At 64.4% G+C, this 13748-nt stretch carries 17 protein-coding genes; 8 read left to right on the top strand and 9 right to left on the bottom strand.

Going from position 1 to position 13748, the window contains the following annotated elements; all coding sequences use genetic code 11:
* Window positions 1-252 (bottom strand): FAD binding domain-containing protein (locus JOZ76_RS09995; RefSeq protein ID WP_291698465.1); only part of this gene is annotated, 252 nt, incomplete at its 3' end.
* Window positions 249-755: a (2Fe-2S)-binding protein gene (locus tag JOZ76_RS09990; RefSeq protein ID WP_291698464.1), complete on the bottom strand. Its 507-nt coding sequence runs from the start codon at window positions 753-755 to the stop codon at window positions 249-251. The genes JOZ76_RS09995 and JOZ76_RS09990, both read right to left, overlap by 4 nt.
* 203 nt (window positions 756-958) lie before the next feature.
* Here JOZ76_RS09990 and JOZ76_RS09985 point away from each other — a divergent pair, with 203 nt between their 5' ends.
* Window positions 959-1594: a TetR/AcrR family transcriptional regulator gene (locus JOZ76_RS09985; RefSeq protein ID WP_291698463.1), complete on the top strand. Its 636-nt coding sequence runs from the start codon at window positions 959-961 to the stop codon at window positions 1592-1594.
* On the opposite strand, the gene JOZ76_RS09980 is transcribed toward JOZ76_RS09985, so the two are convergent.
* The gene (locus JOZ76_RS09980) at window positions 1595-1756 is read right to left on the bottom strand and encodes a DUF2934 domain-containing protein (RefSeq protein ID WP_291698462.1); all 162 of its coding nucleotides are present in this window, start codon (window positions 1754-1756) and stop codon (window positions 1595-1597) included.
* A 105-nt stretch (window positions 1757-1861) separates the two neighbouring features.
* On the opposite strand from JOZ76_RS09980, the gene JOZ76_RS09975 reads away from it, so the two are divergent.
* Window positions 1862-2197 (top strand): hypothetical protein, encoded by a 336-nt coding sequence (locus JOZ76_RS09975; protein WP_291698461.1) that lies wholly within the window; start codon window positions 1862-1864, stop codon window positions 2195-2197.
* Window positions 2198-2333: 136 nt separating this feature from the next.
* On the opposite strand, the gene JOZ76_RS09970 is transcribed toward JOZ76_RS09975, so the two are convergent.
* Window positions 2334-3068, bottom strand: coding sequence for a metallophosphoesterase family protein (locus JOZ76_RS09970; RefSeq protein ID WP_291698460.1), 735 nt, complete (start codon window positions 3066-3068; stop codon window positions 2334-2336).
* Window positions 3069-3224: 156 nt separating this feature from the next.
* Between JOZ76_RS09970 and JOZ76_RS09965 the strand changes: the two genes are divergently transcribed.
* On the top strand, window positions 3225-3842 hold the full coding sequence (locus tag JOZ76_RS09965; RefSeq protein ID WP_291698459.1) for a transglutaminase-like cysteine peptidase: 618 nt from the start codon (window positions 3225-3227) through the stop codon (window positions 3840-3842).
* Between the two features lie 5 nt (window positions 3843-3847).
* On the opposite strand, the gene JOZ76_RS09960 is transcribed toward JOZ76_RS09965, so the two are convergent.
* Genes JOZ76_RS09960 through fabA form a run of 3 tightly spaced genes read right to left on the bottom strand, consistent with a single transcriptional unit; the run spans window position 3848 to window position 4622 of the window.
* On the bottom strand, window positions 3848-3988 hold the full coding sequence (locus JOZ76_RS09960) for a hypothetical protein (RefSeq protein WP_291698458.1): 141 nt from the start codon (window positions 3986-3988) through the stop codon (window positions 3848-3850).
* Window positions 3951-4079 (bottom strand): hypothetical protein, encoded by a 129-nt coding sequence (locus JOZ76_RS09955; protein ID WP_291698457.1) that lies wholly within the window; start codon window positions 4077-4079, stop codon window positions 3951-3953. Before JOZ76_RS09955 ends, JOZ76_RS09960 begins: the two co-directional genes overlap by 38 nt.
* A gap of 21 nt (window positions 4080-4100) precedes the next feature.
* Entirely contained in the window at window positions 4101-4622 is a 522-nt protein-coding gene (gene fabA / locus JOZ76_RS09950) for a bifunctional 3-hydroxydecanoyl-ACP dehydratase/trans-2-decenoyl-ACP isomerase (RefSeq protein WP_291698466.1), read from the bottom strand.
* 235 nt (window positions 4623-4857) lie between these two features.
* Here fabA and JOZ76_RS09945 point away from each other — a divergent pair, with 235 nt between their 5' ends.
* The 3 genes from JOZ76_RS09945 to JOZ76_RS09935 all read left to right on the top strand — a co-directional run bounded on the left by JOZ76_RS09945 (window position 4858) and on the right by JOZ76_RS09935 (window position 7979).
* Window positions 4858-5055: a DUF3311 domain-containing protein gene (locus JOZ76_RS09945; protein WP_291698456.1), complete on the top strand. Its 198-nt coding sequence runs from the start codon at window positions 4858-4860 to the stop codon at window positions 5053-5055.
* A complete protein-coding gene (locus JOZ76_RS09940; protein ID WP_291698455.1) occupies window positions 5052-6518 on the top strand; it encodes a sodium:solute symporter family protein in 1467 nt (488 codons plus the stop codon). Before JOZ76_RS09945 ends, JOZ76_RS09940 begins: the two co-directional genes overlap by 4 nt.
* A gap of 153 nt (window positions 6519-6671) precedes the next feature.
* A complete protein-coding gene (locus JOZ76_RS09935) occupies window positions 6672-7979 on the top strand; it encodes a complex I NDUFA9 subunit family protein (protein WP_291698454.1) in 1308 nt (435 codons plus the stop codon).
* Here JOZ76_RS09935 and JOZ76_RS09930 read toward each other — a convergent pair.
* Together JOZ76_RS09930 and JOZ76_RS09925 are read right to left on the bottom strand one after the other, a co-directional pair.
* Window positions 7930-9258 carry a cytochrome-c peroxidase gene (locus JOZ76_RS09930; RefSeq protein ID WP_291698453.1) on the bottom strand — a complete coding sequence of 443 codons (1329 nt, stop codon included), beginning with the start codon at window positions 9256-9258 and terminating at the stop codon, window positions 7930-7932. The genes JOZ76_RS09935 and JOZ76_RS09930 overlap by 50 nt on opposite strands.
* 14 nt (window positions 9259-9272) lie before the next feature.
* Window positions 9273-10952 carry a phospholipase C gene (locus JOZ76_RS09925; RefSeq protein WP_291698452.1) on the bottom strand — a complete coding sequence of 560 codons (1680 nt, stop codon included), beginning with the start codon at window positions 10950-10952 and terminating at the stop codon, window positions 9273-9275.
* Between the two features lie 393 nt (window positions 10953-11345).
* On the opposite strand from JOZ76_RS09925, the gene JOZ76_RS09920 reads away from it, so the two are divergent.
* The gene (locus tag JOZ76_RS09920) at window positions 11346-12407 is read left to right on the top strand and encodes an MBL fold metallo-hydrolase (protein ID WP_291698451.1); all 1062 of its coding nucleotides are present in this window, start codon (window positions 11346-11348) and stop codon (window positions 12405-12407) included.
* Between the two features lie 165 nt (window positions 12408-12572).
* The coding region (gene hemA, locus JOZ76_RS09915; RefSeq protein ID WP_291698450.1) for a 5-aminolevulinate synthase at window positions 12573-13748 on the top strand (1176 nt) is incomplete at its 3' end.

The raw sequence follows: 13748 nt of genomic DNA, 5'->3' as shown, positions 1-13748 counted from the left end.
GAAGTCGCGATCGTGGGCCAGATCGGCGTTGCGCACGAGCGCGCCGATACGCACGCCGCCGCCCGGCTGCTCACTGATTTCGTCGAGCCCGGGAAGATGGGTGATGTCGACCAGCCGATCCGGCCGCGTGACGCCGCCCTTCATCAGATCGAGCAGATTGGTGCCGGCGGCGAGATAGGCCGCGCCGGGCTCGGCCGCAGCGCTGACGGCCTCGCTGATGCTGGTCGGTCTCACATAATCGAACCGGTTCATGCCGCGCGCTCCGTCTCCTGGCTCTCGGGCGCAGCGAGTTGCGCCCGGGCCTCCAGCACGGCCTCGGTAATTCCCGCATACGCGCCACAGCGGCAGAGATTGCCGCTCATGGCTTCGCGAATGCGCTCCGGGTCGTCGCCGGTCTGGCCTTCTGACATCAGCCCGATCGCGCTCATGATCTGCCCGGGCGTGCAGAAGCCGCATTGCAAAGCGTCGTGGGCGATGAAGGCGGCCTGCACGGGATGCAGCTTCTCGCCGCGTGCGACGCCTTCGATGGTGGTGATGTCGGCGCCGTCATGGCTCGCCGCCAGCGCGAGACAGGAGTTGATCCGCCGTCCGTCGACGAGGACGGTGCAGGCGCCGCACTGGCCGCGATCGCAGCCCTTCTTGGTTCCGGTGAGGTCGAGGCGCTCGCGCAGGAGGTCGAGCAGCGTCACACGCGGGTCGTCCAGCACGATATCGCGCCGCTCGCCGTTGACGGCGAGACTGATAGACAGAGTCATGCAATGTTCCGATCGATGCTATGGTCTGGCCGGATCGGAAGCGGGTCCCGGCTCGCGGCCGGAATGCGTCGATCCAGGGTACGCGTGACCGCCGGAAGAGTTGAATGGAAGAGGCGGCTGGGCGTGGTGTAGCCAGTTATACGGAGGATGCCTCCGTTTAACAAGGCGCGGCCGATCAAGAGATGGTGACGAGACGTTCTGGAATGTCAGATGGGCCCGCAACAAGCCTTCGCAAGCCGCGCGCCGACGCCGTGCGCAACCGCGAGCGGGTGCTGGAGGCTGCGAAGGGCGTGTTCTCGGCCGGCGGTCCAGACGCCAGCCTCGAGGCAGTGGCGCGGCGCGCCGGTGTCGGCATCGGCACGCTTTACCGGCATTTTCCGACCCGCGAGGCGCTGTTCGAGGCGGTCTATCGCCGCGAGGTGGAGCAGCTCGGCGAATTGTCGGAGCAGCTGAAGAACGAGCCGCAGCCGGTGGAAGCGCTGCGGCAATGGCTGCGCTCGACCGTCGAATTCGTCGCGACCAAGAAGGGAATGACGGCGGCGCTTGCGCTGGCCGCGCATGGCAAGACCTCCGAGCTGACCGCCTTTTCGTCCGAGCGTTTGACAAAAGCGATCGACGCGTTGCTGACGCGAGCGGTGGCCGCCGGCGAGATACGTGCGGACGTGTCCCCTGAGGATCTGCTGCGCGCGCTGATCGGCATGTGCTACCTGCACGACCAGCCGGGCTGGCAGCAAAGCGTGATCCGGCTCCTGGACGTCTTCATCGACGGACTGCGCATGCGCGGCGATGCGCCACCGCCGCCGGGAGGGAAGAACGGCAGCTCGGAAGAAGCACGATGATCAAAGCGTGTCGGGCGTCTTGAGTTCGTGCCGAATCCGCTCTTCCCTCAATTGTCGCTCCGCCTCGTGCCAGAAATGCTCGTCCTGGCCGTCCGGCTTTCCGGCCTGTTCCCAGAGCAGATGGGCGCGTGCGCGAATCTCGTCCTCGTCGGTATTGTCCATTTCGAACCCCTTTGTTGCGCGCGGTGGTTCAATAAGCCCGGGGCACGCGCCACGTTCCTGTCCGCCTTTGTTGCAAAGCCGTCTCGGGTGACTAGATTCGCCTGCATGCGCGCCAAACCTCAGCCCGAACTGATTGCCTGTCATGATTGCGGGGCAGGGGTCTCTTTCAGCGCAGCGACCTGCCCGCATTGCGGCTCGCAAGAACCGTCCGGTCCCCATGTATTCAGCCAGCAGGAGATCAGGCGGCACCGGATCGAGCAGCGCAACGACCGTACGCTCGCGCTGGCTGTGGTCGGCTGCGCCGCGGCGGGCGCCTTCTATGGCATGGTCATGAGTTCGAGCCAGATCGGTGCCGTTCTTGCCGGCTGCGGCTACGGCTTTGTCGGCCTGATGATCGGGGTCGGCGTCGGCTTCGTCATCAATATGACGCGGCATCTTTGAAGGCGAAGCTCGGGCGGCGGCGTCAGCGCCTCTGCAAAGATAGTGACGAGCGAGAACCAGCTCGACACCACCGCCGTAGCGATCGTCGCCAGTCGAAACGTATCCTTATCGCGCAAACCTGCGCGAGCAGCCTCGTTCAAATCGCCGATAGTCGATCGCCTTCGATGGTCAGCAGCGTCAGGACGCCGGTCGCATAGGCCCCGGTGTCGATATTGATCCGGTTGGTGCGCAGGTCGGGCCTTGGCACGGGCGTGTGACCATGCACGATGAATTTGCCAAAGTCCTCCTCGCTGTCGAGGAATTCGTCGCGGATCCAGAGCAGATCCTCTTCCCGCTGTCGCGGCAAGGGAATGCCGGGCCGGACGCCGGCGTGCACGAAGAAGAAGTCGCCGCAGGAAAAGCTCGGTCTCAGACTGCTGAAGAATTGCTGATGCTGCTCCGGCATGACGGCGCGCAGCGAGCGGACCAGTTCGCTCTGTTCGTCACGACCGGGCTTTAGCGATGGCGCGAGACCATACGACATCAGGGTCTGGAAGCCGCCATATTCCTTCCAGACCTGCAGCCGCGCGCCGTCCCGCAGCACGTCGAGCAGGAACGCCTCGTGATTGCCCCTGAGAAAGACGCTCTCGTGCCTGCGGCTGCGCTCGATCAGGAGATCGATGGTCTGCCGCGAGGCCGGTCCGCGATCGATATAGTCGCCAAGAAAGACATGCAGCGTCCGTGCCCGCCCGGCGCGTGACAAATGAAGGTCGATCGCCGCGAAGACCTTCTGCAGCAAGTCGGCACGGCCGTGCACGTCGCTGACCGCATAGATACGAACGCCGTCAGGCAGCGTTGGTTTCGGTTTGGGCTTTGGGGCGGATCCAAACATTGTCTTGCCGCGTTGGTCTCACGTCGGTCGTGTCGCTGACACATCCGAAATAGTTGACGGTTCCTGAAAGGCGCGCACGGCATTTGATAGAGCCGGTGAGCCGTCTTTCAAGACGTATTTGATAGGTTTTCCGTCAATGAGGACGGGGAGCGTAAAATGCGCAAGCTTCAAAATTGCTGTCTGGTTGCGCTCGCGGCCATGGCGTTCGGGATGCTCCCGAAGGCCGAGGCCGGGCTGATCAGCGCGCCGATGGCCCTGCGGGGCATGATCCACTACATCAAGTTCGACGGGCCCACGCTGGCGCCGATGGCGTTCACGCAGTTCTGCCTGCGCTACGCTGAGGAGTGCAAGCCGCACCGGATCGCCTTCCGGGGCGGACGCTTCAAGATGAACGTGGAGCGGTGGGCGGATCTCCGGGAGGTCAACCGGGACGTCAATGCCTCCATCCGGCCGGAAGCCAATCTCGCAGGACTCGCCGGCGAGAAATGGCTGCTGCATCCCATCAGCGGCGACTGCAACGACTATGCGGTGACCAAGCGTCACGAACTGCTGGCCCGCGGCTGGCCTGCGCGCGCGCTGTTGCTCAGCGAGGTCGTGACCCGAGGGGGAGAGCATCATCTCGTGTTGGTGATCCGGTCCCAGGACGGGGACCTCGTGCTCGACAGCCTGAATGAGCGGATCGTGCCATGGTTCAAGGCGCCTTATCAATGGGTTCGGATCCAGATGCCCGGCGATTCAAGGCTGTGGAGCACGATCGTCGGCCGCGCCGCCTGAGCAGATCACTTGATCCGGCTGCCGGCGGCCCGCGACAGGCCGATGCCGGCGATAATGGCCGCCAGCGTCTGCACGGCGATGTCGGTGAAGCTCGCATCACAACAGGCTTCAGAGCAGATCGTCACCAGGCAGGCCGCCCGTTGCAAAGAACGCATCCCGGCCGCGCAGCAGCACGACAAAAAGCAAGATCACCGGCACGGCTGTGATCAGCGCGCCGGCATAGCCCCATTCCGTCATCGGCCGTTCCTCCGGCCGCGCCTAGCGAACCATCGCTACTCTCATGTCTCTGGCAGCGTAGACGCAGGTGCCGTCGCCAAGCACGCGGCCGTCGGCAACGCTGAGACCCAATCGGCCGCGCCTGACCTGACGCAGGTCGACCTCGTAGCGCACGCATCTGGTCTCTGGCGTGATCGGGCCTCTGAACTCCACCTCGCCGACGCCGACGGCGCGGCCTTTGCCCGGCAAGCCCGACCAGCCAAGCCAATAGCCGATCAGTTGCCACATGGCGTCCAGGCCCAGACAGCCGGGCATGACGGGGTCGCCCGCGAAAAGGCTAGCAAAGAACCAGAGCCGCGGCGTGATGTCCAGCTCGCCGATGACACGGCCTTTGCCGTACTCGCCGCCATCCATGCTGATCTCGGTGATGCGATCCAGCATCAGCATCGGCGGCGCCGGCAACTGCGCATTGCCCGGGCCGAAATAGCCGCCTTCGCTCGACTTGAGCAGGTCTTCCCTGCTGTAGGACGATTGCGGCGTGTGAAAATCGTGGGGATTGGACACGACAGGCCTTTTGGTGATGCGGTCGGCCGCTCGTGCCATCAATCCCGCTGGATGCCGAGAAACTCAGCTTAGTCCACTTTTGCTGATCCGCAATGGTGTGGCACAGTTCCGCAAGATATCGGCCGGTCAGGCGCCTCCACGACCAATGACGTAGCAGGATTGACGCGTCCCGCTGGAACTTCCGCTCCGAGGCAGGTTTTTTCCCTGATCGGATTTTTTGCGGGAGTGCTTTGCCATGCGCCGTATCCGCTGGCTCGCCGTCGTCCCGTTCCTGGCGCTCATCGTCGGCCCGTTCTTCGCGAACCGGGCGACCCCGCTCGTGTTCGGCCTGCCGTTCCTGCTGGCCTGGATCGTGGCGTGGATCCTGCTCACCTCGGCGATCATGGCCGTGATCTACGCGACGGATCCGGCGAACCGTGAGGGCGAGCCATGAACAGTGCCCTGCCCTTCATCGCCGCCGCCGCGCTGCTGGCGCTCGCGCTCGGCTTTCTCGCCCGCCGCGGCAAGGACATGAACCTCGAGCAGTGGACGGTGGGCGGGCGCGGCTTTGGCGCGATCTTCGTGTTCGTGCTGCTCGCCGGCGAGATCTACACCACATTCACCTTCCTCGGCGGCAGCGGCTATGCCTACGGTAAGGGCGCGCCGGCCTTCTACATCCTCGCCTACGGAACGCTCGCCTATGTGCTGTCCTATTTCATGCTGCCGCCGATCTGGCGCTATGCCAAGGAGAACCGACTTTATTCGCAGTCGGACTTCTTCGTGCGCAAATACGACAGTCCTGCGCTCGGCGTCGTCGTCGCGCTGGTCGACATCGCAGCGCTGATCCCCTATCTCGTGCTGCAGTTCAAAGGGCTCGGCATCATCGTCGAAATCGCCGGCTATGGCGCGATCACCCAGGCCCTCGCGATCTGGATCGGCGCCGTGATCGTCGCCGCCTATGTGATGGTGTCGGGTGTGCACGGTTCGGCCTGGACCTCGGTCGCCAAGGACAGCCTGATCCTGGTCATCGTACTCTTCCTCGGCATCTACCTGCCCACTCATTATTACGGGGGGCTGGGCGCGATGTTCGCCGCGATCGAGCAGGCCAAGCCGGGCTTCACCGTGCTGCCGCCGCGCGGCGAGAGCCTGTGGTGGTTCTCCTCGACCGTGCTGCTGACCGCGCTCGGCTTCTACATGTGGCCGCACACGTTTGGCTCGATCTACACCGCGAGGAGCGCAACGGTGATCCGCAAGAACGCGTTTCTGCTGCCGCTCTATCAGCTGATCCTGCTGTTCGTGTTCTTCGTCGGTTTTGCGGCTGTCCTGCAGGTTCCCGGACTCACCGGGGCGAATATCGACCTGGCGCTTTTCAAGCTGTCGGTAAAGACTTTCGATCCCTGGTTCGTCGGCGTGATCGGCGCGACCGGCGTACTGACAGCGCTGGTGCCCGGCTCGATGATCCTGATGACCGCCGCGACGCTGATCGCCAACAACCTGTACCGCGCGGTCAACCCGTCCGCCGACGATCGGCAGGTCTCGCGGCTGGCAAAATTCTTGGTGCCGGTGGTGGCGCTGGTCGCTGTGTTCTTCACCCTCAAGGGCGGAGAGACCATCGTTGCGCTCCTGCTCATGGGCTACAGTTTCGTGACCCAGCTGTTTCCCTCGCTGGTCCTTAGCCTCACCGACCGCAACATCGCGACGCGCGAAGGCGCCGCGGCGGGCATCATTGCCGGTGTCGCCACGGTCGCCGCCGTCAGCCTCTCCGGCGCGAATTTCCACACGCTGGCCTGGCTGCCGCCGCAGGTCCAGGACCTCAACATCGGCATCGTCGCGCTGGCCGTGAACGTCATCGTGCTGCTCGCGGTCAGCCTGGCGATGCGGCTCGCGGCGGCGCCGGCGCACGCGGCCGCGGAATAGATCCAGGGCAAGCGGCCGAAGAAGCGGACTCGTCAGACGCGTTCGGCGATCAACAAACTCTGTGGTATCACGGCACAACCGTCCGCTGTCATCCGCGACCGACCGCGGGCGGGTTGCGTCGAGTTCGTGCGTCGCGCCAGGCAAGGTTGCGCCATGCTGAAACACTTGCTCTTTGATGTCATTGGTCACTTTTCCGGTCTCAGCGAAGCGCAACTCGAACAGATCGAGCGGTCGTTGCCGGCAACGAAGGCTTTGATCGAGCTCCTCGACAAGGCGCGTCCGCTGATCGAACAGGCGGAAAAGCTCTACGTTGAAGCGGAGCCGCTGATCGAGGAAGCGAGGAAAGAGTGGCAAACGGTCGGCCCCGCCGCGCAGCTCCTGCTCGATGTGGTCTCGCATCATCTGAGCAAGGGCCGCTCTCCGGCAGAGACCACCGAAACCGTTCGCGCGGCGCTCGGCGGGACCATACAGGGCGGCCCGATAGAGACCATCGCACAGAACAGGGGGATGGACCGCGGCATGAACCGCGTGACAGTCTTCGGCGGGACCGGCTTTGTCGGGCGTCGCATCGCGCGCGACCTGAGCGCCAGCGCCAAGGTGCGCATCGCCTCACGACATCCCGCGCCGACCGAGCGCGACAATATTGAACAGGTGTTGGCCGATGCCCATGACGAGCGCGCCGTGGAGGCCGCGATCGAAGGGGCCGACGGCGTCGTCAACGCGATCAGCCTGTACGTCGAGCATGGCGGCGACACGTTTCATTCGGTGCATGTCGAAGCGGCCGCCAACATCGCCAAAGTGGCGCGACGCGCGGGGGTCAAACGGCTGGTGCACCTGTCGGGCATAGGCGCCGACCCCGCCTCGGCTTCGCCGTATATCCGCAGTCGCGGCGAGGGCGAGGCGGCGGTGCAAGCCGCTTTCCCAGGTGCCGTCATTGTTCGCCCCGCGGTCATGTTCGCCGCCGACGACGCGTTTCTCACGACGATTCTTCGGCTGCTCCGCGCCTTGCCGGCCTATCCGCTGTTCGGCAACGGTCGGACGAGACTTCAGCCGGTTTACGCGGATGACGTCGCCGCCGCGATCGGGCAAATCCTGCGGCAACCGCAACGGCCTTATCCTGTCTATGAACTGGCAGGTCCGCGCGTCTACGCCTATGAGGAACTGCTCAGGAGCATTGCGCGGATCGCCGGATTGCGGCCGGTGCTGGTGCGAACACCTTTTTCGTTCTGGGGCGCCGCGGCCGGCCTCGCCGAGATTCTGCCGCACCCGCCGCTCACGCGCAATCAGGTCGAGCTCATGCAGATCGACACGACGGCTTCGGACGGCCGGCCGGGATTTGGCCAGCTCGGTATGTCACCGCGATCGCTCGAGGACGAACTCAAAGCGATGCTCAAGCCTGCAAACGGGGAAGCTAAGGCTCGCCCTGGTAGCCGTCCGTCAGCGTCTTCAGGAACGCGATGATGTCGGCTTCGTCCTGCGCGGTCATCGGTGGCATCTCGCCGAGATGTCTGTCGAACGGCGCATCGCTCTCATCGACGTTGCCATGATATTTTGGCGGCAGGTCGTTATATTTTGCCACGGTGCCATCCGCGGCGCGCGGAAACACCTTCTCGGGGTTCGTGTCGCGGAAATTGTAGAAGTCTAGCACCTGTTCGAGATTGCGGAAGACGCCGTTGTGGAAGAAGGCGCGGCGGGTCGCCACGTTGCGCAAGCTCGGCGTCTTGAACATGCCGCAATATTGGGTCTGCTCGGTCACATCGGTGCGCTGCGGGCCACAGACGCCGAGATCGAAATAGCCACCCTCGCGGGTGTCGGAAAGATCCGCATTGCGCGGCGCGCCGAGCGCCTCATACTCGTGATCGGTGAACAGCGGCGGCAGGCCATCGCGGCTCGGGCTCGACGGATGACAGCCGGCGCAATTGGCCTTGTCGGGATCGTTGAACAGTTTCAGGCCGCGTAGCTCGCTCTCGCCGAGCCGCGCTTTGCCCTCCAGCCAGACGTCGAACTTGCTGCTATAGGGATGGAAGCTCGGCTCTTCGAACTGGTAACGCGCGACCGCGAACATCGCCTCTGAGACCACCAGGCGCGGCTTTGAAAAAATGCTCGCACCGAACAGGCTCGGAAAATAAGCGGCATAGGGCGCGCGCTGCAGCTTGGCCGCGATGACTTCGATGCTGCCAGCATCCATCTCGCGCGGGTCGAGCAGCGGAAACAGCGCCTGGTCCTGCAACGTGTCGGCGCGGCCGTCCCAGAACAGCCCGCCCTGCGGCACGATGTTTTGCGAAGCGGTGCCGCTCTGTGCCGCGCTCTTTCTGGCGCGCGCGGCCGTCTGACCGAGGGCCGCCATCTGCGCAAGCCCCGGAGCGCTGTCGTCATCGCTCTTGTCGGGGCCGATGGAAAAGTTCGGCTGGCGTTCGAGATAGGTCAGCATCGGTACGGCGCGCGCGCCCTGCCGCGACAGGTTTTTGCCGCCGAGCATGACCGGCCCGTCATTGGGCGGGCCGTAATGATGGTCCGGGCTGTGACAGGATGCGCATGACAGCGCACCCGAAGACGACAGCGACGCATCGAAAAAGATTTTTTGGCCGAGCTGCGCCATCGCCGAAAGAGGGGCGACGCGCGGGCGCACGAGATGGACCGGGTTCGGATTATCGCCCGGAACCTGCATCTCGGCCGCAGAGACGGCGCCGGCCATGCACAGCAGGCCGGCGCCGAAAAGCCACAGAGCGCGGCGGTTCATCTCACATCCGACGATCAGTAGTGATAGTGCCCTTCCGGCACGCTCACGATCACGGTGCCGGCGGTCGGATCGAGGAACAGCTTGTTCGCTTCGTCGCAGTGATCGAAATCGAACATGTCCATGATCGATCCGGCGGTGGCATCGAACGAGCCGCCGCCGAGCCGCTCGCCGTGCAGCCAGTTGTCCTCGATGAAGCGCACCACGGAGGCCTGCGTAACACGCTCGTGGCTGACGAAGTTTTGCCTGGCGAAGGGCGAGATGACGATGAACGGTACGCGCGTGCCCGGACCGCAGCGGCCGTTCACTGGCTTGCCGTCGAGACCCACCGGCTGCGGCTGGGTGGCGACACCGGTGCCGCACTTGCCGGGGCCGTTCACCTGGTCGGCGGTCGGATCGTAGGAGGCGCTGGTCGGCTTGGCGTAGGCGTGATCGTACCAGCCATCGGAGTCGTCATAGGTCACGATGACGGCGGTGTCCTTCCACTCCTTCTGCTGCTGCAGGAAGTTGATCAGCTGGACGTTGCCTTCCTGCTCGTCGAGCGGGTCGGAATTGCCGGGATGGCCGTCCTGGAAGGCCGGCATCTTGATATAGGAGACGGCGGGGAAATTGTCGGCCTTCACCGCGGCATAGAAATCCGCGAGATCGTAGGCGTGGTTGGCCGGGTCGACGGTCTTGCCGTCCTTCGCGGTGGTGTGGCCGATCGCGGCGACCGAACTCGGCCGCGCATGGGTCGGGTTGGCGGTCGAGGTGTAATACTGGAACCAGGCGTGATGCGGGATGTAGTCCACGATGGTGCCGCTGACATTGCTAGAAAAAGTGCTGCGGCCGCAGCCGGTGGTGCCGTTGGTATTGCTGAGCGTGAGATCGAAGCCGCCCATGAAGCTGCCCCAGCTGATGTCCCTGGTGTTGAGCAGGTCTCCGATGTTCTTGCCCGTCATCAGGATCGTGCTGGTCGTGCTCGAGCACTTGTCGAAGGCCGGATCGGTATCGCCGATCAGCGTCAACCCGCCCTGGCCGTCGGCGACCGACGATGACGAGCCGATGACGTTCTTCACGCCATTGTTCTGGCCGGAGATCACGCCGATCGCGCCGGGCGTCGATGGCCCATAGGTGTCGGTATATGCGTTGTCGTTCATGGCAAAGTTCTGGGCGTAGTTCCAGAACGCGGTGACGGTGTTGCCGTCGAAATAGCCCATCACCTGTCCGTTGGTGCCGAACGCGCCGACCCCGCCGGCGGTGCCGCGGCCGGTGAATTTGGGAAACAGGTCGGCCTTGCCGTTGTCATAGGCCTGCTGCTCGGGCGTATAGGCGTGGTTCTGTGAGCGGGTATTGGCCTGGGTGCGGTCGAGACGGAACGGGTCGGCGGCCCCGGTGCCGTTGGCAGGATTGGTGTCGTTCGGGTTGTTGGTGAGCAGATCGGCGCTCACGAGGTTGTTGACTTTTGGCGTGTGCGGCTTCGCCTTGAAGGCGATTTCGCCGGGCGGGTTGCCCGCGTTCGGATAGGTCGCGAAATAATGGTCGAACGAGCGGTTCTCGTTGAAGATGATCACGAGATGCTTGATCGGCGTCGCGGTGTGCACGTCATGCGAGGGGTGATGATCACGATCAAAGTCCTGCTCGGCAAGAACCGCAGCGCTGCACAGCGCGGCCGCGATGACCGACATTGCAGCCGTCGCGAAAAGTTTGGTTTTCATTTTGTTGCCCCGGAAGGAAGGTTTTGGCGTTGCCCTGCGGCCTTTAGCCGCCGCCGGTGACATGCATGTGTCGGTTCTGTGAGGGTCCACGACGCGCATGATGACCGGTGCGCAGGCGAGCGCTCTTCGCGCCTCAAGCAGTGGTGGAACGCGGCGCAACCCCTGCATCACGCGTGCGATGCGGATTGACGCTTTCAGGCCGTCATCGTCCGGCTCGACCGGGCGATCCCGTACGCTGCGGCCGATCCGCTCAAGCGCTGCTGTCTCTGGGATACTGGATTGCCGGCTTTTCGCGGGCAGTGACAGCCGCAAACCTGGTACGCTCCGGAATGACGGCCTACCGCATGTCTTTTTCGGCTGGCGTCGCGCGCGCGGTGCGGGTAAGCCGGTCATATGGACACCAAGACCGACACGGCAAAATCCTCGGCCGAGGCACTGCGGTACCCTCACGACAATCACCCAGGTCCGGACCAGATCGTCGAGCTGATGCCGGGCGTGCTGTGGCTGCGCCTCGCTTTGCCGTTCCGGCTCAATCACGTGAACATCTATCTGCTCGCCGACGGCGATGGCTGGACCGCGGTGGATGCCGGTTTCGGCAATGAGGAGACCATCGCGGCATGGAGCGCGCTGCTCGACGGACCGCTCAAGGGCGTCAACATCGTCCGCCTGATCGTGACGCATTCGCATCCAGACCATGTGGGCCTGGCCGGCTGGATCGTCGAGCGCTTCGGGTGTCCGCTTTTGATGTCGCAGGTCGAGTACCTGCAGTCGGTCTACTTCCAGAGCCGCGGCACCGAGGAGCGCAGGAACGCACAGCGGCTGTTCTTCCGCCGCCATGGCATGGACGAAAGCCTGACCGAAAAGCTGCTCGGCCGCGGCCAGGACTATCTCAAGCGCGTTTCCATCCTGCCGGCCGCCTATCGCCGCATCTCCCATGGCGACGAGATCACCATCGGCACGCGCCGCTTCAAGGTCATTACCGGCGGTGGCCATGCGCTCGACCAGGTGATGCTGTATTGCGCGGCCGACAAGCTGTTCCTGTCGGCCGACCAGGTGCTCAGCAAGATCTCGCCCAATGTCAGCGTCTGGGCGGTCGAGCCGGAGCAGAACTCGCTCGGCGAATATCTGGCCTCGCTCGCCAGCCTGACCACGACGCTGCCCTATGACGTGCTGGTGCTGCCCGGCCATGGCGTGCCGTTCTACGGCCTCAAGACCCGCATCAAGCAGCTCGCCGACCATCACGAGGAGCGCTGCCGCCTGATATCGGAGGCGTGCCGCGATACGGCAACAACCTCCGCCGACCTGGTGCCGGTCGTGTTCCACAAGCACGTGCTCGATCCCCACCAGATGGGCTTTGCCGCGGGCGAGCTGATCGCCCACGTCAATTACATGCTGGTGGAAGGCCGCCTGACGGCCGAGGAGACCGACGGCGTGCTGCGCTTCCGCACGACATGAGGCGCCGGTCCATCCGCGGACGCCTTGAACGAGTAGGCCCGTTCACAGGCTGCGGAGCGGAGCAATTCCGGCCAAGCCAGGGCAATTCCGGCCTCGACAGCCAAGCTGGAAAGGCTCTAAAAGACCGTCAAATTCCTGCAGTTCCAGCTCATTCCAGGTCTTTCGATGGACTACAGCCAATTCTTCCAGACCGCCCTCGGACGGATCCATGACGAGCGGCGCTATCGGGTCTTTGCCGATCTCGAGCGGATCGCCGGCCGGTTCCCGCATGCCGTGTGGCACTCCGAGAAGGGCCCGCGCAACGTCGTGATCTGGTGCTCCAACGACTATCTCGGCATGGGCCAGCATCCCAAAGTGGTCGGCGCCATGGTCGAGACCGCGACGCGCGCCGGCACCGGCGCCGGCGGCACGCGCAACATTGCCGGCACCAATCATCCCCTCGTCGAACTCGAGGCCGAGCTCGCCGACCTGCATGGCAAGGACGCCGCGCTGGTGTTCACCTCGGGCTACGTGTCGAACCAGACCGGCATCTCGACGATCGGCAAGCTGATCCCGAACTGCCTGATCCTGTCGGATGCGCTGAACCACAATTCGATGATCGAGGGCATCCGGCAGTCCGGCTGCGAGCGCATCGTGTTCCGTCACAGCGACCTTGGCCATCTGGAAGAGCTGCTGCAGGCGGCCGGCGAGAAGCGGCCAAAACTGATCGCCTGCGAGAGCCTCTATTCGATGGACGGCGATGTCGCGCCGCTGGCAAAAATCTGCGATCTCGCCGATCGCTATGGCGCGCTGACCTATGTCGACGAGGTGCATGCGGTCGGCATGTACGGCCCGCGGGGCGGCGGCATTGCCGAGCGCGACGGCGTCATGCATCGCATCGACATTTTGGAAGGCACGCTGGCCAAGGCGTTCGGCTGCCTCGGCGGCTACATCGCGGCCAAGGGCGAGATCATCGACGCCGTGCGCTCCTACGCGCCGGGCTTCATCTTCACGACCGCGCTGCCGCCGGCGATCTGCTCGGCTGCGACGGCGGCGATCCGGCATCTCAAGACGTCGAACTGGGAGCGCGAGCGCCACCAGGACCGCGCCGCCCGCGTCAAGGCGATCCTGTCCGCCGCGGGCCTGCCTGTCATGTCGAGCGACACCCATATTGTCCCGCTGTTCGTCGGCGATCCGGAGAAGTGCAAGCACGCTTCCGATCTGCTGCTCGAAGAGCACGGCATCTATATCCAGCCGATCAACTATCCGACTGTCGCCAAGGGCACCGAGCGGCTGCGCATCACCCCCTCGCCCTACCATGATGACGGGTTGATCGACCGCCTTGCGGAGGCGCTGCTGCAG

The sequence above is a fragment of the Bradyrhizobium sp. genome (assembly GCF_019244115.1).
Taxonomy (GTDB): Bacteria; Pseudomonadota; Alphaproteobacteria; order Rhizobiales; family Xanthobacteraceae; genus Bradyrhizobium.
The sequence above is the reverse complement of the archived record's forward strand: the minus strand, read 5'-3'. Positions and strand labels throughout refer to the sequence as shown.